Below are 20387 nucleotides of genomic sequence, written 5' to 3' on the forward strand. Positions count from 1 at the left end.
CCCATGCCTTTCAGGAACGAACCAAGGCTCGCATCGCTGTCGCCCAATTGTGTTCTATAGCCATAGAAATTTCCTGCGAGCACCAGGTCTTGTATACCATCATGATCAAAATCGTCAGCAATTATACCTTGAGCTTTAGAGAACTGTGCTTCTGTAGGTAACACATGCCTGGAAAAATTCATATTGCCATCATTCCGAAGGATCATGCTTTGTGATTCTGTACATTTTAATACTTTCGCCAGCGCCAGTTGACTACCACTGAATATACTTTGAAGAGTAGCATCTGCATAATCTATATACTTGATGAATTTTTTCTTCAGCATCGGTATTTGATCCAATAACTCATCGCGACTCGCCATTGGGTAACTCTTCCCCTGTATATAATAGCTTATTATGGGATCAAGTGTGCCGTTGTTGTCAAAGTCACTGGTATAAATAGTCATCGGTTCCTGGGGAGTAGGTTTGAATTGAGTATTCAACCCACAGTTGCCAAGTATAATATCGGCATCGTGATCCTGGTCGATATCTGCAATCTCCAATGCACTCCACATACCGTACATACTATCCGTGCCTGCATCTTTGGAATGATTGGTTAATTTGCCGTGATCATTCTTGAAAAACAGTATAGGCATCCAGTCACCTGTAAGAACAAGCTCCGGAAATTTATCACCATCCAGATCAGCCCACGCTGCAACGGTAGCCATACCGGGCGCTTGCAGATCGGCACATACTTCGCGGGTAGCATCGGTAAAAAGTATCTTGCCATCCTTTGTATCATTTCGCAGTATATAACTCCGCGATGCTTCGGGGAAATATCCGGATTTACCTCTTCCGCCAACGAAGAGATCAAGATCTCCGTCCTGATCATAATCTGCGGAGGCTACCGGCTGTTTATTACTTCGCATCACGGGTAAAACTTTACCGGCAAAGCTGAATGAGCCCTTGCCATCGTTGATGAAAAGTTTGTCCTGAAATTCTGGTGAGTCGTCCAGGTATTCGTTGCCGCCATATACTATATATAGGTCAAGGTCATGATCATTATCAACATCAAAGAAGAGTCCGTTTACCTGTTCACTTTGCAGATCGTTCTTCCACGGCTGACTGGGTGCACGACTAAATGAGCCATCGTTATTCTGGAAATATAGTATACCCGATTGTCCGATGGCACCACCGAGAAATATATCTTCATTGCCATCGCCATTCACATCACCTTTTACAAGCGCAGGTCCCATTCTGCTGAGCTGATAGGGTATAAGTACTTCTGCCTTAAAATCAACAAAATCATTTTCCTGGTGACGAAAATCAATTTGCTCACCGACAGGAGCGGGTGTAAACAATTTTGACCCGGCTTCTTTTTTTACAGTTTTATTCGATGTCGTTACGATACTCTCATCTTCATGAAGTGTAAGAATTTGCTTAGGGGTAACGTTGCGCATGACTGATGTTTTTCCGGAGGGCCATTGCACCACAAGTGAATCTATAGCAGAGGCTTTGGTTGAGAAATATACCACCGGTGTTACGGTTGATTGAAAGCCACGCACCGGGTATAGCTCCTGGTATTGAAACGTGCTGCCGGTATATAGATATAGCTTTGTGCCCAGTGCTTGCCGGTTCTTGCTGTTGCTTTCCAGTTTCACTTGCAGCCAGGTGTGGCTGTCAGCGGCAGCGTTGTTTCGCCAGAGCATTACTGGTTCGTTATTGTTGCCGATTACCAGGTCGAGATCGCCATCGTTATCAAAGTCGGCATAGGCCGCTGCATTAGATATCGTGGGCAGATCAAAGCCCCAGGCTTTTGTCATATTCTCGAAGGTAAGATCACCTTTGTTAGCAAACAGGTAGTTACTCAGTTTATTAGAGGGCATCTTCTGCACCAGGCTGTAGGATTTAAAATTCATATTTCCTTTTGCCGCAGCTGCCAGTTGGGCATCAGCCATGGTATATTTCAGAAAATCGAGATCGGTAAAATCACGCAGGTAGCCATTGGTTACCACTAGATCTTTCCAGCCATCGGCATTCAGATCGGCAAACAATCCTGACCAGCTCCAGTCGGTGTTTGATACTCCGGCCAGTTGACCGATCTCACTGAAACGTACATTACCATCGGCATCTTTACCGCGATTCAATTGTAACATGTTGCGCATGTTTTGCCGGTAATATCCACTATCCAGCAAGAGGTGATATTGATCATATTCATCCGGGCCTTTCAATAATTTCTGTCGATGATTATCGGCTGGTAACATATCGAGTGTAAAGACATCCGGTAAACCATCGTTGTTATAATCGGCTACATCGGCTCCCATGGAAAACTTGGATATATGCGCGAACGATTTTTGCAGTGACTGTGTAAATGTTCCGTTCTGGTTATTTACATAGTAGCAGTCATGTTCAGAGTAATCGCTGGTGGTATATATATCCGGCCAGCCATCCTGGTTTATGTCGCTGATGTTCACACTCAATCCATAGTTGAGTGGATTGTTGATGATACCTGCCTGCAGGGTAACATCGGTAAATATAGGGGAGCCATCTTTCTGCTGATCCTGTCGAAACAAGCGGTTACCATAGCGCAGGTCGGGCGTTGCGCGTTGCTTGCGTGTATTTAAAAAAGCATAGTATGTATTGATGGAATGATTCAGTAAAAACATATCGAGATCACCATCGCGATCATAGTCAAAAAAGGCAGCTTGTGTAGATTGTGTACCCGGAGCATCTATACCGTAACGTGCAGCCTGTTCGATAAAGCGCGGTTTTCCGTTTACTGCTCCTGTATTGATGAAGAGTTCGTTTGCTAATTGTGGTGCTTTATATTTACCCGAGTGGCATACATATATATCGGAGAGGCCATCGCCATTTACATCTGCTATACTTACCCCGGTGCTCCATGTTCCGTTGCCGGCTACTCCGGCATCTTTGGTAACATCGTCAAACGTGAGTGCTCCTGTGTTGATGAAGAGTTTGTTGGGTGTTGTGTTACCCGATATAAAAATATCCTGCTGCCCGTCATTATTTAAATCGCCCACGCCAATACCGTGTCCGTTGTAGAGATATTCATATACCAGCACGTGCAGCGAATCGTCTTCGCGTATCTTGTTGGTAAATTTTACATGGGTTGCTTCCGGTTTCAGCAAAGTAAAGAGCGGAGTATTTTTCTGTGCTGCTGCTGGTAAAGCGAGCAAACAGATCAGGTACAATTTGAGATGGGGCCGTCTCATGTTGGGTTAGGTCAGGTTGAAAGAAGCATCCATAAAATTCCTGTCGATAATCGCCTGCAGGCACACGAGTACACGGAATTTCAGGAGTATACTTTCACAGGTTAATTTCTAATTAAATTATCAATAAACGGGTAGTTAAGCAAGTATTCGAAGCTTAATTATGCGGCTTATTGTTTTGAAGTATACATTTCGGCAAACGGAATTTATTCATCATAAACTTGGTTAATATTGCGGTTGTAAAAAGAAGAGAGATGACTACACTGCACATAAAAAACATGGTATGCGACCGCTGTAAAATAGTGGTGACACAAGAACTGACCCGGTTGGGTTTGCATCCGCAGAAGGTAACGTTGGGCGAAGTGCAGCTATCAGAAACATCGCTTGGCAAAGAACAGCTTGATACCATCGATGTCGCGTTAACGGCGGTGGGTTTTGCGCGTATTGATGACAAACGTGCACGATTGATTGAGAGCATCAAGAACAATATCATAGAACGCATTCATCATGTGGATACGATCGACCGGAAATTTAACTGGTCGGATATACTGGCGGAAGAACTGCATCATGACTATAACTCTCTCAGCAGCCTTTTTTCTTCCGTAGAGGGCACTACCATTGAGCAGTATATTATTCACCAGAAAATTGAACGCGCCAAGGAATTGCTTTTCTATGATGAGCTTAACCTGAGCGAGATTGCCCATAAACTGGGCTATAGCAGTGTGGCACATTTATCAGCACAGTTTAAAAAGATCACGGGCCTTACACCTTCCGAATTAAAAAAATCGCGCAAGGCAGAAGATGTGCGTACACCGATCGATTCTGTCCATCCAAAAAAGTAGGAGAGACAATCCTGTAAATCACTCCGATAATTCTGTAAAACTTCAGCCTTCTTTTCCCTGTATACTTGTAGTGTAATTGGACTATATACGCGAGCATCTCCGGTGCAGTCCTGATAAACAGTAATAAGGTATGAAGGATGTTATTCATAAATCTGCGAAGCACTTGCAGCATCAAAGTTTTCCGGTGTTGGAAATGAGTTGTGCTGCGTGTGCCGTAAGCGTTGAGTCCAGTTTAAAGGCTGTGCAGGGCGTGGCAAACGCTGCTGTAAATTTTGCCAATCAATCTGCGTGGGTAGAGTATGATGAGCGTGAGGTAACGCCAGCCGAACTACAGCAGGCTGTGCGCGCTGTCGGGTATGACCTGGTCGTAGATGATGTAGAGGATCCACAGGCCGTAAAAGAGGAAGCGCAAAAAAAATATTACCAGGCAGTAAAGATCAGAACCATAGGGGCATCTATACTGGCTGTGCCGGTGGTGATTCTCTCCATGTTCTTTATGGATCTGCCGTATGTAAACTATATATCAATGATCCTTTCCGCGCCCGTTGTCTTTTACTTTGGCAGAACATTTTTTGTCAATGCATGGAAGCAGGCGCTGCATGGCAATGCCAACATGGATACGCTCGTGGCGCTGTCTACCGGTATAGCATTTTTATTCAGCCTGTTCAATACATTCTTTCCGGAATTCTGGCATGCACGGGGTCTGCATCCGCATGTATACTTTGAAGCAGCAGCGGTAGTGATTGCTTTTATTTCATTGGGGAAATTACTCGAAGAGCGTGCTAAGGTTGGTACTTCGTATGCTATTCGCAAGCTGATGGGACTGCAACCGAAAACTGTGCGTGCTATCATTGATGGCGTGGAGAAAGAATTGCCGGTAGCTTCCGTGCTGGCGGGTACCCTTATCGTTGTGCGGCCGGGCGAGAAGATTGCGGTGGATGGTATAGTAACAAGCGGTGCTTCGTTTGTAGATGAGAGTATGATAACCGGTGAACCACTTGCTGCTGAAAAGAAAACGAATGACCACGTATTTGCAGGAACGATCAATCAAAAAGGAAGTTTTCAGTTTCGCGCCGAGAAGGTGGGAGCAGATACTGTGCTCGCTACTATTATTCGTATGGTGCAGGAAGCACAAGGTAGTAAAGCGCCCGTTCAGAAACTAGTTGATCGCATTGCCGGTATATTTGTGCCGGTGGTTATAGGTATAGCGATCGTTACGTTTATTGTATGGATGATGGCGGGAGGCGAACATGCTTTTACACATGCGTTACTCACATCAGTAACTGTATTAGTAATTGCATGTCCGTGTGCATTGGGCCTTGCTACACCTACTGCCATTATGGTAGGCATGGGTAAAGGAGCTGAAAATAATATACTCATTAAAGATGCCGAGAGTCTTGAAACTGCGCATCGGGTAAATGTAGTGATCCTCGATAAAACCGGTACGATAACAGAAGGTCATCCCACTGTAACTGATCAGGCGTGGATTGATATGCCTGCTATAGCAGAACAAAAAAGTATACTATATGCACTGGAAGTACAATCTGAACATCCGCTGGCTGATGCTGTGGTAAATAAACTGAAAGCAGAAGGTGTAGCGGGAACAGCCGTTGCAAAGTTTGAAAGTATAACAGCACGCGGTGTAAAAGGCGAGTATAACGGTAAAGTATATTTTGCCGGTAATCGTAAGCTGCTCGAAGAGAATACGATTACTGTAATGCCTGCTATAGATCAGCAGGCGGCACAATGGCAGGCATCGGCACACACGGTTATATATTTTGCGGATCAGCAAAAGGTATTGGCGATAATCGCTATAGCCGATCGTGTAAAGGCAAGCTCACGTGCAGCGATCGCTGCGCTGCAGCAACAGGCTATAGAAGTATATATGCTCACGGGCGATCATGAGCAGGCTGCCAAAGCTATAGCTCAACAGGTAGGTCTGCAACACTACCGGGCCGGTATGCTTCCGGCTGATAAAGCTGCTTTTATTGCCGAACTGCAAAAGCAAGGCAAAGTAGTAGCCATGGCTGGCGATGGTATAAATGACTCGCATGCACTGGCGCAGGCAGACGTGAGTATAGCAATGGGCAAGGGCTCTGATATAGCGATGGACACTGCAAAGATGACGTTGATCACGTCTGATCTGCAATCCATCCCCAAAGCATTAAAACTCTCATCACGCACCGTAGCGACTGTGCGACAAAATCTTTTCTGGGCATTTATATATAATGTTATTGGCATACCAATCGCTGCCGGTGTACTATATCCCGTAAATGGTTTTCTGCTTGACCCGATGATAGCAGGCGCAGCAATGGCGCTGAGTTCGGTTTCGGTAGTGATGAATAGTTTGAGATTGAAGATGGCGAGGATTTGAGTTCTTTGTTTACGATTTATAGTTCAAGATTCAAATGGTTAAGATTTTTGGGATGTTAAAATTTTTGAAAAGAATAATCAAGAAAATGATATGAAAAAGTATAAAACAACGATCAAGTGTGCTGCGTGTGTGGCAAAGGTTACACCTTACCTGGATGAGACGGCTGGCACGGGTAACTGGCGGGTAGATATACTGGATCCGCAGAAGACGCTTACTGTGCAAGGTGACACTTCGGAGAAAATTATTCAGGATGCCTTGCAAAAAGCGGGGTATAAAGCTGAACCACTTTTGTGAACTATTCGGTGGCGGTTATCCGTTAATTGTTATCGGTTATTGGTATAATCGTTAATCGTGGATGTGAGCGGGTGTGCGAAACGTTCTGGTTCTTAATCGAATAACCATTCACGAATAACAGTTAACGAATAACGGCCAATGAATCCTGACAATGATCATGGTAGAAGGAAGAAACTTATGCCTATCTTTGTTACAGAAAGTGAATATTGTAAACATGAAAGTTGAACAAATCTATACCGGATGCCTGGCTCAGGGGGCCTACTATATAGCGTCAGAAGGAGAAGCAGTTATTATTGATCCGCTGCGCGAAGTTACTCCTTACCTGGAGAAAGCCAGGAAAGACAGTGCCCGCATCAAGTATGTATTGGAAACGCACTTTCATGCTGATTTCGTTTCAGGCCACCTGGACCTGGCAGCTAAAACAGGTGCTACGATCGTATATGGTCCGCAGGCTAATCCAAAATTTGAAGCACATATAGCTACCGATGGTGAAGAACTTCATGTAGGCAAGCTCACGATAAAAGTATTGCATACACCCGGGCATACACTCGAGTCGACAACGTATTTGTTGAAGAACGAAGAAGGTAAAGATTATGCAATCTTCAGTGGCGATACATTATTTCTCGGTGATGTTGGTCGTCCGGATCTCGCACAGAAAGCTTCGCATCTTACACAGGAAGAGTTGGCTGGTATGCTATATGATTCACTGCGTAACAAGATCATGCCGCTGGCCGATGATATCATTGTATACCCGGCACACGGTGCAGGTTCTGCCTGTGGTAAAAGTATGATGAAGGAAACGGTGGATACGTTGGGCAATCAGCGCACCCGTAACTATGCACTGCGTGCCGATATGACGCGCGAAGAATTTATAGCCGAAGTAACGGATGGCCTGCTGCCACCGCCTGCATACTTCCCCGAGAATGTAAAAATGAATAAAGAAGGATATGAGAGTATAGATGCTGTGCTGAGTAAAGGAACACAGGCTCTCAGTCCGGAAGAATTTGATACTGCTGCCAACGAGACCGGTGCATTGATACTGGATACCCGTGCAGCACAAACTTTTGCAAAAGGATTTATACCCAACGCTATCAATATAGGTATAGATGGAAGTTTTGCTCCGTGGGTTGGAGCGCTTATACCAGGTGTAACGCATCCTATATTATTGATTGCCGATGAAGGACGCGAAGAAGAGATTGTAACACGTCTCGCTCGTGTGGGTTACGATAACACACTCGGTTATCTGAAAGGTGGTTTCAAAGCCTGGCTGCAGGCAGGTAAAGATGTAGATACGATTGATACTATATCTGCGGATGAGTTTGCTAAACGATTCAGTCAAAGTAAACTTACCATAGCCGATGTACGCAAGCCAAGCGAGTATCAGGCGGAGCACGTAGAAGGTGCGGCCAACACTGCGCTTGATTTTCTGAACGAGCATCTTGCTGAAATCCCGAAAGAAGGTGAAGTATATATTCACTGTGCGAGCGGCTATCGTTCCATGATCGCGGCTTCTATTCTGAAAGCACGCGGATGGAATAACCTTATTGAAGTAGCCGGTGGCTTCAAAGCAATTGCTGCCACCAATGTACCGAAAACAGATTTTGTTTGTTCCTCTAATAAATAACACACTATATACCTGTGCACGATCTGCTCCAAGTATTATCCAAACCGTGGCCGTGGTATATAGCTGGTCCGCTGATCGGGCTTACTGTGCCGTGCCTGTTGTTGCTGGGTAACAAGTCATTTGGTATTTCCTCTACGTTGCGTCATATCTGCGCGGCTTGTGTACCGGCCAATATTCCGTTCTTTCAATACGAGTGGAAGAAAGAGATCTGGAATCTTTTCTTTGCTGCGGGTATTTTGTTAGGAGGCGTGATTGCCGGCTCACTACTCAACTCACACGAACCTGTGCAGATCACTGAGGCACTGCGAACAGAGCTTGCAACCTATAGTATAACGGATACAAGCGGACTGGTGCCACACGAACTTTTCGACTGGCAAAATCTTGTTACACTAAAAGGATTTATACTTATGGTTGCAGGTGGTTTTCTGGTTGGCTTTGGCACACGCTATGCCGGTGGCTGCACTTCCGGTCATGCTATCACCGGGTTATCCAATCTTCAATGGCCTTCACTGGTTGCTACTATCTGCTTTATGGTGGGTGGTATAATTGTAGCAAACTTTATTCTTCCCTATATATTACAATTATAGTGTCACTATGAACAAGCCCGTATCATCTGTCCCATCAAAACTATCGGAAAATCTCGATGGAGAGGTGCGTTCACTTAACCATGACAAGAAACAAAATGAGCGCTCGCATGCATGGGTATACTATATACGTTATGTAGTAGCGGGTATATTCTTTGGGATATTACTGGTAAAGTCAGAAGTGATCTCGTGGTTTCGTATCCAGGAGATGTTTCGGTTTCAGTCATTTCACATGTATGGGGTTATTGGGTCCGCAGTAGTTACCGGTATAATTTCGTTGTTGATCATGAAGAAGCTGAAGGTAAAAACCATTCATGGTGAAACAATCATGTACCCGGTGCGACAATTTAGCAAGGGCACTATTTATGGCGGACTTCTCTTCGGCTTTGGCTGGGCACTTACCGGTGCGTGTCCGGGGCCACTATATGCACAAATCGGTACAGGAGCTGTTGTAATAACAGTAACATTGGCAAGCGCTTTAACGGGCACATGGGTATATGGGCGCCTGCGCGAAAAACTTCCGCACTAGCTATACTATATTTTCTGTAGTCTGCAGGAAATTCGAAAAACAATGAGATTCTTAACGCAGATGTTTTTCTGTCTGCGATGCAATTGCGGCAATAGTCATCACCGTCTTGTTGAAACCCTCCACAGTAGAAGGTTTGCTGATAAATGTATCTGCTCCGGATTTAAGACAAAAATCAATATCCTCCCTGGAGGAAGAGGTTGTTAATATAACTACAGGGATCACACTAAAGCGCGACCCTTTTAGGGAAATAAGTACCTCACGTCCGTGCATTTTCGGAAGATTCAAATCCAGAATAATAATATCGGGGAGATTTTTACACAATTCGAGGTAAGACAACACTTTGTCACCCTCTTTAATCGACTCCATCATGAACTCTATATTGTTGTCGTGCAACGCCTCTAACAGAAGTTCAACGTCATCTGGGTCATCTTCCACTAAAAGAATGTTCATAGAGTTCATTCTTTAAATATAGGCACATTAATTTATCCCGCAAACAGCATAGATGTTCAGATATTATCGATAATGGCAACGGTAGCACGAGCTTCAAAACATTATATAGTAGGAATAGGCGCTTCTGCCGGTGGCATGGAAGCCATCCACGATCTCTTCGATAACCTTAGTCAACACACAGGTTTTTCGTTTGTTATCATTCAGCATTTATCGCCCGACTATAAAAGTCTTATGCTGGAATTACTTTCCAAGCATACTACGATGCGGGTATTGGAAGCAAGTGAAGGAATGGAGGTTGAGCCGGATTGTATATACCTGATTCCCCGCAAAACACTGATGACGATTGAAGGTAACAAACTTCATTTAATGGAGAAGAAGAATTCTTCTTTTCCGAATCAGGCTATAGATGTATTCTTTGAATCGCTCGCACGCGATAAAGGTAAAGATGCTATCGGTATTATATTGTCGGGCACAGGCACCGATGGCTCGCGCGGTATAGAAGCCATTAAGGGTAGCAATGGTATTGTAATTGTTCAGGATCCGCAGAGTGCAGCATTTGATGGTATGCCTAACAGCGCGATCGCTACCGGTTTAGTCGACATGATTCTGCCATCGGAAATGATTGGCAGTGAATTGCTGGAGCTTCTGAAAGAATTACCACTGGTGCGATCATTCTCGAAACTTACGGCAGCAGAAGAAACTATACTAAAAGAAATGCTGGAGATGTTGCGAATGGCAACGCAGCACGACTTTATGAATTATAAACGGCCTACGTTATTCAGGCGTCTTGCCAAACGTATGGCAGAGGTAGATATACATAGCCTGAAAGAATACCGCGATTACCTGCGGAACAATGAGCAGGAGATGGAAACGTTGTGTAAGGAATTCCTGATCAATGTAACACGCTTCTTCCGCGATCCGGATGCATTCGAAATTTTGCAGAATGAAGCGTTGCCGGCAATATTGGCAAACAAACATCCGCGAGATGTTGTAAAGGTATGGGTGGCTGCGTGCAGCAGTGGTGAAGAAGCCTATACCGTGGCAATGCTGTTGCTGGAGCGGTTGGAAAAAACAGGACAGGCACTGAACCTGAAAGTATTTGCCACCGATATAGATACCGAAGCATTGGAGATTGCTTCGCGTGGTATATATAGTGCTTCTATTGCGAACGATATGCCGGAGCACTATCTGCGGAAGTATTTTGTACCGGATGGAAATATGTATCGGGTATCGCAGGATTTAAGAAAAGTAGTCGTGTTTGCTAATCATGACATTCTGCGTGACCCGCCCTTCAGCAAACTGGATATGATCACCTGCCGTAACATGTTCATATACCTGAACCAGGAGTTGCAGGGAAAAGCCCTGAAGCGTTTTCATTTTGCGTTGAATGTGAACTCGTTCCTGATGCTGGGGCCCAGCGAAAATATAGGTATACTAAAAGATGTGATGCAGGAGGTGAATCGCAAGTGGAAGATATATAGATGTATAACCAAATCGCATACAACAGAAGAATCTATACTCTCTCCCCTGGAGAACCGTGTCTATGCAACGCGCCGTCAGGCGCATGTAAAGCAGGGAGCAAATCTGATGGCGGATGCCTTTCGCGAAACACTGATCGAGAACAGAAAGATTGCCGGTATTCTGATTGATAAAGAATTTTCTATTAAACAGGCTACCGGCAACTTCAAGCATTTCCTCAACTTTCCGGAAGATAATTTCAATTTCAACTTGCTGAAACTGGTAGATACCAACTTGGCAACGATGCTCAGCATTTGTGTGCGCAAGGCTGTAGCACAGAATGAACGCATAGAGATAAAACATATACCGGTACACAACGGAGTTAATGAATTGGTAAATGTTACTGTGAAACCGTTCTTTCAGCAACCCGGGCAAGCGTATCTCTGTGTAATACTGGAAGAAGAGCAGCAGGAAGAAATGCACGCTGTTGGTGGAGAAAATATACCCGCTGTAAACCACGATCGTGTACTGGATCTTGAACGTGAACTGCGCGAAACGCGTGAGAATCTGCAGGCGCTCATTGAAGAGTCAGAAACAACAAACGAAGAATTGCAATCGAGCAATGAAGAGTTGATCTCTACCAACGAGGAATTACAAAGTACCAACGAAGAACTGCAATCGCTCAACGAAGAACTATATACGGTAAGCGGAGAGCATCAACTGAAAATAAAGGAGCTGCTGGAATTAAACGATGATCTTAATAATTACTTTCTCAATTCCGAGATCGGCCAGATACTTGTAGACAAGAATATGCAGATACGCAGGTTTACTCCTGCTGTAAAGAAGATCGTAAACGTGATTGAGACAGATATAGGCCGTTCGATCATGGATATCACCACGAATCTGACGGAAACAGATCTGGTAAATATGATTAGACGGGTTCTTGAGACCAATAAATCGATCGAGCAGGAAGTAAATGTGGGTAACGGTATGTATTACTCTATGCGTATAACTCCCTATGTAAGGCATACCAAAGAGATCGATGGTGCTGTAGTAAACTTTATTAATATAACCGAATCGAAGCGACTGTCGAGTATAATAGAAGGTATATTTTATAGTTCTACCAGTGGTATTACAGCCTTAAAAGCTGTGCGCAGTCAGCATAATCATGTTGTCGATTTTATTTGCCTGGCTGTAAATGATTCAGCCAAACGTATGCTCGGCTTGAAGAACAAAGAAGTAGTGGGGAAGAGTATAAAAGAAGTTCTGCCGGCCGGACACGAACAATATATAGGTATATTTCAGCGTGTTATGGAACATGGAGATGCGCAGCGCTTTGAGTTTTATTACGACAGCGATGATCGCTGGTTTGAAGTTATCGCGGTAAAGATGCTTGATGGACTGGTGGCAACTTTTACGGATATAACCGATAAGAAAAAAGCAGCTGATATGATCGCGCGAAGTTATGCTGATCTGCAGCAGACTTCACAAAAGCTTGTAGAGTCGAATGCTCAGCTTGAGCGATCGAACTTTGACTTGCTGCAATTTGCTTCAGTAGCTTCGCATGATTTGAAGGAACCGCTGCGCAAGATACAGGCATTCGGAAATATACTTCAGTCGAAGATCCAGGATAAACTTACCGATGGTGAACAAAGCTACCTGAACAAGATCGTGTCGTCATCCGGTCGCATGCAAACCCTTATCGAAGATGTACTCACGCTCTCGAAGTTATCGAACAGTGAAGTAAATAAAGAGAAGACCGATCTTAACCGGGTGATCAAACGTATATGCGATGACCTGGATATAGCGATCATGGAAAAGAATGCATCGATTATCATTGGCAAACTCCCTGTGGTGAATGCTGTACCGGGCCAGATGCGACAGCTCTTTCAGAATCTCATTGCCAATGCGCTGAAGTTCTCCAATAAAGAAGTGCCTCAGATAATTATTGAAGAGCAACCTATAGCTCCGGAAGTGGCACTACGACTGGGTATTGATCCAAAAGACTTTGTGTGCGTGAAAGTGGAAGACAACGGTATAGGATTTGAGAACGAGTATAAAGAAAAGATCTTTGGTATATTTCAACGTCTTCATGGCAGAAACTATGAAGGCACCGGTATAGGTTTATCCATCGCAAAGAAGATTGTAGAGATCCATGGCGGAGTGATTGATGGCCACGGTGAATTAGATAAAGGTGCCATCTTCACCGTTTACCTTCCGGTAAATGGCGTGATTATAAAGAACCTGCAGGAAGATCAAGAACCTGCGAAGAATTAATTTTTTTCCAGTAATTCTTTGAGACGTTCGAGCGATACGGGTTTGGTGACATACGCCATCACTTCTTCGAAAGTTTTAGCCTGGTTTATATCACGCGGGTGATCTGACGAACTGACCAGCATGATGTCGATGTGCTTGATGAGTTCGTGTTTCAATTCTCTGAACTTTGCCAAAAAATCCCAGCCGTTTACTACAGGCATATAGATATCCAGCAGTATAACATCGGGCAGTTGGTTTTGTGCTTTCGGGTTTGCCTGAAGATAGTCCAGTGCAGCACGCGCACTGTTATAGATTGTAATGATGTCGGCAAGTTCGCCCAGTTCAGCCAGTCGTTTGAGCATAAAAGATGACATAGGATCATCATCGATTATCCAGATATTCGGAATGCGTTTGCTCATAGACAGGGTAGTTCGAAATTTAATTGTCCCAAATTTATAGGAAATACTGGGATTACCTTCTTTTAAACATAACCCTACGGAGGTTTACAATTCCTTTATGTGTAAGGTTAAACCCGTTTATAGGCAGTTTACAGAAGGCAATATCTATTGGAAGATGGATGCTATAGTTATAAAAATCCATGTTTTAACGAATATTTGAAATCGTGTATACTCTCTTAAATGCCCTTGCAGGTATATAAATCCGCAGTGTGCTGGCTCCATGCTAAATTATAGTGACGGAGACACGATGCACGTAACAGGCACATTCAGGCAGAGGGGATCGTGTTATAGTTAATAAACAATTGTTTTTGTTGTAAGATTTACCAGTATATTTTAAAGGTATACCAGCTGCAGACTGTGTCGTGTGGGGGTACCGTTGTCTGTTTTTCTTCGGGGGATAACGGTGTGCAAAATACGGAATCTTACGGGATGTATTTACCTTAACTTCCGGGTGCAGGTGTCGTTAAAAAAGTTACAAACAAAACTACAGCGCCTCATGAAAAAAATACTGGTTACAGGAATGATGATGTGCCTGCTGATGATAGCAATTGCCCAGGCACCGGTGAAGCAATCTATTCGTATTACGGCAGAACAAGTGCCGCTCGCAGTACAGCAGGCATACGAGAAAGATTTTGGAGCATTGCCCGAAGATGGCTACTGGACGGTATATACCGAAACAAAACCCGATGGAGCCCGCACTGCAGCCAAGCCTCTGTGGTATTGCTATACCAAGCGAAGTAAATCAGAAAAAATAGAGCTGCGTTTTCTTCCTACGGGCGAACTCACCTCTGCAAAAGGTATCGATAAGACAAAGTATAATCTCTCCGATTCTATACCGATAGAAAAGAAGAAGATAGGCAGATAATAAACTAGCTCTAATGATTTGCCCTAAGCTTCAGCTTATAGCAAATAAAAAAGCTTCACCTGTTAAGGTGAAGCTTTTCATTTATAGCGAGCTATATATCGATTACATCATGCCGCCCATGCCGCCACCGTGTGGCATAGCTGGTGCTTCTTTCTCTTCAGGAATTTCTGATACGACTGCTTCAGTAGTTAACAGAAGACCTGCGATAGAAGCTGCATTCTCCAATGCAAGACGAGATACTTTTGTAGGATCGATGATACCTGCATCGAAGAAGTTCTCGTATTTGTTTTCGCGTGCATTGAAACCGAAGTCTTTCTTGCCATCGCGAACTTTGTTTACGATCACTGAACCTTCCTGACCAGCGTTCTCAGAGATTGTTCTCAGAGGAGCTTCCAGTGCCAGGCGAACAATGTTTACACCAGTTGCCTGGTCTTCATTATCAACGCCAATTTCTTTAGGATCTTTCAGAGCTTCGATCGCGCGGATGTATGCTACACCACCACCAGGAACGATACCTTCCTGAACAGCAGCGCGTGTTGCATGCAACGCATCGTCTACACGGTCTTTCTTCTCTTTCATTTCAACTTCAGTAGCAGCACCTACATAGAGTATAGCCACACCACCTGAAAGTTTAGCAAGACGCTCTTGCAGTTTTTCTTTATCGTAGTCAGATGTAGTTGTTTCAATCTGCGCTTTGATCTGTGCTACACGACCTTGGATGTCGTTCTTCTTGCCAGCACCGTTTACGATAGTCGTGTTATCTTTATCGATATTCACTTTCTCAGCACGGCCAAGCATATCTAATGTAGCGTTCTCCAGTTTGAAGCCTTGCTCTTCAGAGATTACTTTACCTCCTGTAAGGATCGCGATATCTTCCAGCATAGCTTTTCTTCTGTCGCCAAAGCCAGGAGCTTTAACAGCAGCAACACGCAGTGCACCACGAATCTTGTTCACCACCAGGGTAGCAAGGGCTTCGCCTTCTACTTCTTCAGCGATGATCACCAGCGGCTTGCCGGTTTGTGCAGATTGCTCGAGTATAGGAAGCAATTCTTTCATGCTGCTGATCTTCTTGTCATAGATCAGGATGAAAGGACTGTCAAGATCAGCTTCCATTTTCTCTGTGTTGGTTACGAAGTAAGGAGAGAGGTAACCGCGATCGAACTGCATACCTTCCACAGTCTTTACTTCAGTTTCAGTACCTTTTGCTTCTTCCACAGTGATTACACCATCTTTACCAACTTTGTCCATGGCATCAGCAATCATCTTACCGATAGTCACATCGTTGTTAGAAGAGATAGTAGCCACCTGCGCTACTTCACTTGAATCTTTAATTTTCTTGGATTGTTTTTTCAGGTTCTCAACAACAGCATCAACAGCCTTGTCGATACCGCGTTTCAGATCCATCGGGTTTGCACCAGCAGCCACGTTCTTAATACCGTGTGCATAGATAGCTTGTGCAAGAACAGTAGCGGTAGTAGTACCATCACCGGCAGCATCAGCAGTTTTAGAAGCAACTTCTTTCACTAACTGAGCACCCATGTTTTCGATCGGGTCTTTCAATTCGATTTCTTTTGCTACAGAGACACCGTCTTTCGTAACGGTAGGAGCACCGAATTTCTTATCGAGGATAACGTTACGGCCTTTAGGACCCAGTGTAACTTTAACAGCATCTGCTAATTTGTCAACACCCTTCTTAATTCTGTCGCGGGCTGACGTATCGAATGTTATTTCTTTAGCCATGATTTCTTGAGTTTTGAGTTGATAGATTAAATAATACCGAAGATGTCAGAGTTGCGCATGATAAGGTACTCCTTGCCATCGATGTTGATTTCCGTACCAGCATACTTTCCATAGAGTACAGTGTCTCCGACTTTTACAGTTACAGGCTTGTCTTTCAGGCCTTCACCTACAGCGATGATGGTACCTTTTTGTGGTTTTTCTTTCGCTGTGTCAGGAATAATGATTCCGGATGCTGTTTTTGTTTCAGCTTCAGCGGGTTCAACTAGTACCCTGTCCTCATTTGGTTTAAAGTTGACTTTTGCCATATACGTAATGGATTTTTAAGGTTAAACAATTTTGACGATCAGCGCTTATCAGCTTTTGTGCCAGCGCGTAAAGAGACGCGAATAACGGACAATTTTTCCAATTACTGTCAGCTTTTACAACTGAATTATACCCCCGATGACATGAATTTAGATCGAGTGCAATGGCAAGATGGCAGAGCGAAAAAGAGTTGGAAGTGATGAAAGTCCAAAGATCGGAGTCGGGAAGTCCGGAAGTTTGAAAGTGATTCAAGTTTACTGTTCAGTTAATTGTGGCAGGTTTAGGTGCTTGAGCAACTTCCCTGACTTTTCGTCTCCCGGTCTTTCGGACTTCCCTGCTTCCAATCCTGAACCCAAACTTTAAACCAGAAACCCAAAACTTACTTCGTTGTTACAGCTTTTCAACCTTCTGCCTTTGATTGCCACGCAGGGATTCGTTAAATTTTAATGTCAAAAAGAGTGCAGTATGGAAAAATTGTCGAAAGATTGGTTGACGCAGGGCATGATAGACTTCGAGTACAAGAAATATGTGTTGCTCGCGTACCTTCAAACCGTAAGGAAGTCGTTTGATAAAGTAGAGCTATATCCGTTCATGGCTGACCTGGTATTTCATTACCGTAACCTGGTGGCCGTAAAGGAAAACAAAACGCTGATCAGGGAATCGTTCCCCAAAGAGATATCGCTGGAAGAATTTAAAAAACTGGAGCTCACTTACCGGCAGATGGTGGAAGATGATGCTGTGATGAGTGAGTTGGAAGCGATCATCGATTTTGCTTTGCCGCGCATCAAAGACTCATTACAGGAAGGTTCTGTTATCTATGAATATGTAGAATCGCAGTGTGAGATATCGCCCATAGGTGTAACACCTCTCTATGCGAACGAAGGCTACCTGTTTGTAACGGTGCCACCCGAGAAAGAAACCAATATATACCGCTACCAGGTAAGTATATTTGAAGGAAGCCAGGAGCAACTCCGCAGTCTGAATACCGAATTTGTAGACCGTGTAGAGAAACGCCCGCTATATACTTACGAGCGACTCAAGCTCGACCTGATAAAGCGCTTCACCGACATGCCCAATCCGGCAACTTATCTCATCCTGTCGAAGATGAAATTCCCCTTCTCTGAAACACTTATGCCCGTAGCGAAGCGGCTATTTGTGAAGCACATTTCGAAGTAGGGCGTTTGAAGTTTAAGGTTCGATATTCCTTGTTCAATGTTTCAGGTTCAAGGTTGAAGAAGCAGGAGGTACGAAGAAGGAAAGTCGGAGGAGACCTGAAGTAATTTTGAACGACTTTCGGACTTCCCGTCTTCCCAATTTTCAGACTTTAATAAACTTTAAACCCAGAACCTGGAATGTAAGATATACCTTAACATTACTATATATTTAGTGGAGCGGAAGATGGTTCTTTGTATAGTATAAGAACACCTCTCCATGAAAAAGAATCTCCTCTTCTATAGCATTCTTTCCCTGGCTGCGTTATCGTGTAAAGACGAAGCCGAATCTACTTCTTATACTTTCAAAGATCAGAACCTTACCGGCAAGATTGATAATGACAGCTGGACGTATCAAACCGGTTATGCATCCGTAGACGGAGCGAGCGCGGAGAGTACACTCTATATCACATTGGTACAGGAACACACCGGAACAGGCTGTGATGTATGGCCGGAAGGCGATCATATATTCTTTACTCTGCCTCACGCCACCGGACTCTATAAACTCAAATTTGATTTTAATAACTGGGATGCAGAAGATAACCAGTCTGTAACCTTGTTCGATCACGAAACCACCACGAGTCATCTTGCCTCCGAGGGTGCAATCGAAATTACTTCCATCTCATCCACTCAAATCACCGGCAACATCGATGCCCGCTCCGAAGACGATACTTTCGTGAACGGGAAGTTTGTGGTGACGGTCTGCGAATGATGGTGTTGAAGTGTTAATGTGTTGAAGCAGGCATTTACACCAACACATCAACACATGAATACATCAACACAATATCAGGTTTTTTGCTTCTTCTTCTTCGCAGCCGGGAATAGAATGTTGTTCAAAATTAATCTGTAGCCGGGAGAGTTGGGGTGCTGATTGAGGTCGGTGGGTTCTTCGCCTACCTGGTGTTGATAGTCTTCCGGGTCGTGACCTCCGTAGAATGTCCAGAAGCCTTTGCCGAGTATACCATGTATATATTTGGCTTCTTTGATCTCCTTGTTTTCACCCATGATGAGTACATCAGGCTTGATCAGGTTCTTCTTGAAGCCTGTGGTCTGACCGAAAAATCCTTTAACCACCTGTGTATGATTTTGGGTCAACATGGTAGGAATCGGATCCCATTTAGCAGAGAACTCGAAGATCGAGAAGTAATCATTGTCCTGACGAAGTCCGCGCTCGTTGGGTTGATTATCTATATCCGAGAACTCATACTGCAGCGGATTACGTTCAAGTCGGAAGTTTGTAAAGGCAAGTGTATTGTCGTAGTTCAGTTTTTGCTGCGCCTGCGGATCGGCCGGGTCGCCATCGTACATGTGATCGCAGATGTCAACACCATCCGCTGCCAGGGCTATATCATAGCTGTCAGTTGCTGAACACATGGCGAAGAGAAAGCCGCCACCGCTCACAAATTCTTTTATCTTTTTGGATACTGCGAGCTTCAGTTGAGATACTTTGTGGAAGCCGTGCTTACGCGCCAGGTCTTCCGCTTCTTTCTGTTGCTCCACATACCAGGGATAGTTGCTGAACTGGCTATAGAACTTTCCGTATTGACCGGTGAAATCTTCGTGATGTAAATGCAGCCAGTCGTATTTAGGCAGCACGCCATTCATCACTTCATCATCGAATATAACATCATAGGGAATTTCGGCATAGGTGAGTACCAGTGTTACGGCATCGTCCCACGGTTGTTTACTCTTGGGAGAGTATACCGCGATGCGTGGATATTTCTCCAGCTTCATGATGTCGTAATTTACTGCCGGGCTGGCAATCTCGTTAATGATCTGGTTTGCCTGTGCGTCCGAGATCACTTCAAAGCTCACACCGCGCACCACCAATTCATTTTGAATAGCCGGGTGATACTGACACATAAAACTTCCGCCACGGTAGTTCAGCAGCCAGTCGACCTCCATCTCACTTTTCAAAATCCAGTAGGCAATACCGTATGCTTTCAGGTGGTTGGCCTGCTTGCTATCCATCGGGATAAAAATCGAATTGGCCATCGATGCTTTACCGATCAGCAGGATTGCCAGTAAAATCACACATTTCTTCATACACGTACCCGTTAATCAGTTTAAATTTACAACTCTCATTCAACATTCACGACACCCACACACTAATTTGATGGCTAACCTGCACCGTGTAAATTTAGTTGCCCGGTTTTGTAACATTTTTGCCGGTTAACCAACCTATATACAACT

16 protein-coding genes are annotated in these 20387 nt (G+C 44.3%); 10 read left to right on the forward strand and 6 right to left on the reverse strand.

All coding sequences use genetic code 11. From position 1 onward, the window contains the following. The coding region (locus VIN08_RS15255; RefSeq protein ID WP_331966822.1) for a VCBS repeat-containing protein at positions 1 to 3209 on the reverse strand (3209 nt) is incomplete at its 3' end. A gap of 251 nt (positions 3210 to 3460) precedes the next feature. On the opposite strand from VIN08_RS15255, the gene VIN08_RS15260 reads away from it, so the two are divergent. The 6 genes from VIN08_RS15260 (at position 3461) to VIN08_RS15285 (ending at position 9453) form a co-directional block, all read left to right on the forward strand. Then, a complete protein-coding gene (locus VIN08_RS15260) occupies positions 3461 to 4048 on the forward strand; it encodes an AraC family transcriptional regulator (protein ID WP_331966824.1) in 588 nt (195 codons plus the stop codon). Between the two features lie 130 nt (positions 4049 to 4178). After that, on the forward strand, positions 4179 to 6422 hold the full coding sequence (locus VIN08_RS15265) for a heavy metal translocating P-type ATPase (RefSeq protein WP_331966826.1): 2244 nt from the start codon (positions 4179 to 4181) through the stop codon (positions 6420 to 6422). Positions 6423 to 6512: 90 nt separating this feature from the next. Further along, entirely contained in the window at positions 6513 to 6716 is a 204-nt protein-coding gene (locus VIN08_RS15270; RefSeq protein WP_331966827.1) for a heavy-metal-associated domain-containing protein, read from the forward strand. Positions 6717 to 6930: 214 nt separating this feature from the next. After that, positions 6931 to 8340 (forward strand): MBL fold metallo-hydrolase, encoded by a 1410-nt coding sequence (locus VIN08_RS15275; RefSeq protein WP_331966829.1) that lies wholly within the window; start codon positions 6931 to 6933, stop codon positions 8338 to 8340. 23 nt (positions 8341 to 8363) lie between these two features. Continuing rightward, positions 8364 to 8927: a YeeE/YedE family protein gene (locus VIN08_RS15280; RefSeq protein WP_331966856.1), complete on the forward strand. Its 564-nt coding sequence runs from the start codon at positions 8364 to 8366 to the stop codon at positions 8925 to 8927. A 7-nt stretch (positions 8928 to 8934) separates the two neighbouring features. Next, positions 8935 to 9453, forward strand: a complete 519-nt coding sequence (locus VIN08_RS15285; protein WP_331966831.1) for a DUF6691 family protein — start codon at positions 8935 to 8937, stop codon at positions 9451 to 9453. A gap of 51 nt (positions 9454 to 9504) precedes the next feature. Here VIN08_RS15285 and VIN08_RS15290 read toward each other — a convergent pair whose 3' ends face one another. Next, the gene (locus tag VIN08_RS15290) at positions 9505 to 9903 is read right to left on the reverse strand and encodes a response regulator (RefSeq protein WP_331966833.1); all 399 of its coding nucleotides are present in this window, start codon (positions 9901 to 9903) and stop codon (positions 9505 to 9507) included. A 72-nt stretch (positions 9904 to 9975) separates the two neighbouring features. Between VIN08_RS15290 and VIN08_RS15295 the strand changes: the two genes are divergently transcribed. Next, complete coding sequence (locus VIN08_RS15295) at positions 9976 to 13638, forward strand: chemotaxis protein CheB (protein ID WP_331966834.1); 3663 nt, start codon at positions 9976 to 9978, stop codon at positions 13636 to 13638. On the opposite strand, the gene VIN08_RS15300 is transcribed toward VIN08_RS15295, so the two are convergent. After that, the gene (locus tag VIN08_RS15300) at positions 13635 to 14036 is read right to left on the reverse strand and encodes a response regulator (RefSeq protein ID WP_331966836.1); all 402 of its coding nucleotides are present in this window, start codon (positions 14034 to 14036) and stop codon (positions 13635 to 13637) included. The genes VIN08_RS15295 and VIN08_RS15300 overlap by 4 nt on opposite strands. Before the next feature lie 535 nt (positions 14037 to 14571). Between VIN08_RS15300 and VIN08_RS15305 the strand changes: the two genes are divergently transcribed. Then, the gene (locus VIN08_RS15305) at positions 14572 to 14940 is read left to right on the forward strand and encodes a hypothetical protein (protein ID WP_331966838.1); all 369 of its coding nucleotides are present in this window, start codon (positions 14572 to 14574) and stop codon (positions 14938 to 14940) included. A gap of 102 nt (positions 14941 to 15042) precedes the next feature. Here VIN08_RS15305 and groL read toward each other — a convergent pair whose 3' ends face one another. Together groL and VIN08_RS15315 are read right to left on the reverse strand one after the other, a co-directional pair. Beyond that, positions 15043 to 16680 (reverse strand): chaperonin GroEL, encoded by a 1638-nt coding sequence (gene groL / locus VIN08_RS15310; protein ID WP_331966840.1) that lies wholly within the window; start codon positions 16678 to 16680, stop codon positions 15043 to 15045. A gap of 26 nt (positions 16681 to 16706) precedes the next feature. Continuing rightward, the gene (locus VIN08_RS15315; protein ID WP_331966841.1) at positions 16707 to 16985 is read right to left on the reverse strand and encodes a co-chaperone GroES; all 279 of its coding nucleotides are present in this window, start codon (positions 16983 to 16985) and stop codon (positions 16707 to 16709) included. 463 nt (positions 16986 to 17448) lie between these two features. Between VIN08_RS15315 and VIN08_RS15320 the strand changes: the two genes are divergently transcribed. Both VIN08_RS15320 and VIN08_RS15325 read left to right on the forward strand, forming a co-directional pair. Beyond that, complete coding sequence (locus tag VIN08_RS15320; RefSeq protein ID WP_331966843.1) at positions 17449 to 18159, forward strand: hypothetical protein; 711 nt, start codon at positions 17449 to 17451, stop codon at positions 18157 to 18159. Between the two features lie 255 nt (positions 18160 to 18414). Next, positions 18415 to 18906, forward strand: a complete 492-nt coding sequence (locus tag VIN08_RS15325; protein ID WP_331966845.1) for a hypothetical protein — start codon at positions 18415 to 18417, stop codon at positions 18904 to 18906. A 74-nt stretch (positions 18907 to 18980) separates the two neighbouring features. On the opposite strand, the gene VIN08_RS15330 is transcribed toward VIN08_RS15325, so the two are convergent. Beyond that, positions 18981 to 20240 (reverse strand): asparagine synthetase B, encoded by a 1260-nt coding sequence (locus VIN08_RS15330; RefSeq protein ID WP_331966847.1) that lies wholly within the window; start codon positions 20238 to 20240, stop codon positions 18981 to 18983. Between the last annotated feature and the right edge of the window lie 147 nt (positions 20241 to 20387).

Origin of the sequence: Ohtaekwangia sp. (assembly GCF_036568665.1) — a bacterium.
Lineage (GTDB): Bacteria > Bacteroidota > Bacteroidia > Cytophagales > Cyclobacteriaceae > Ohtaekwangia.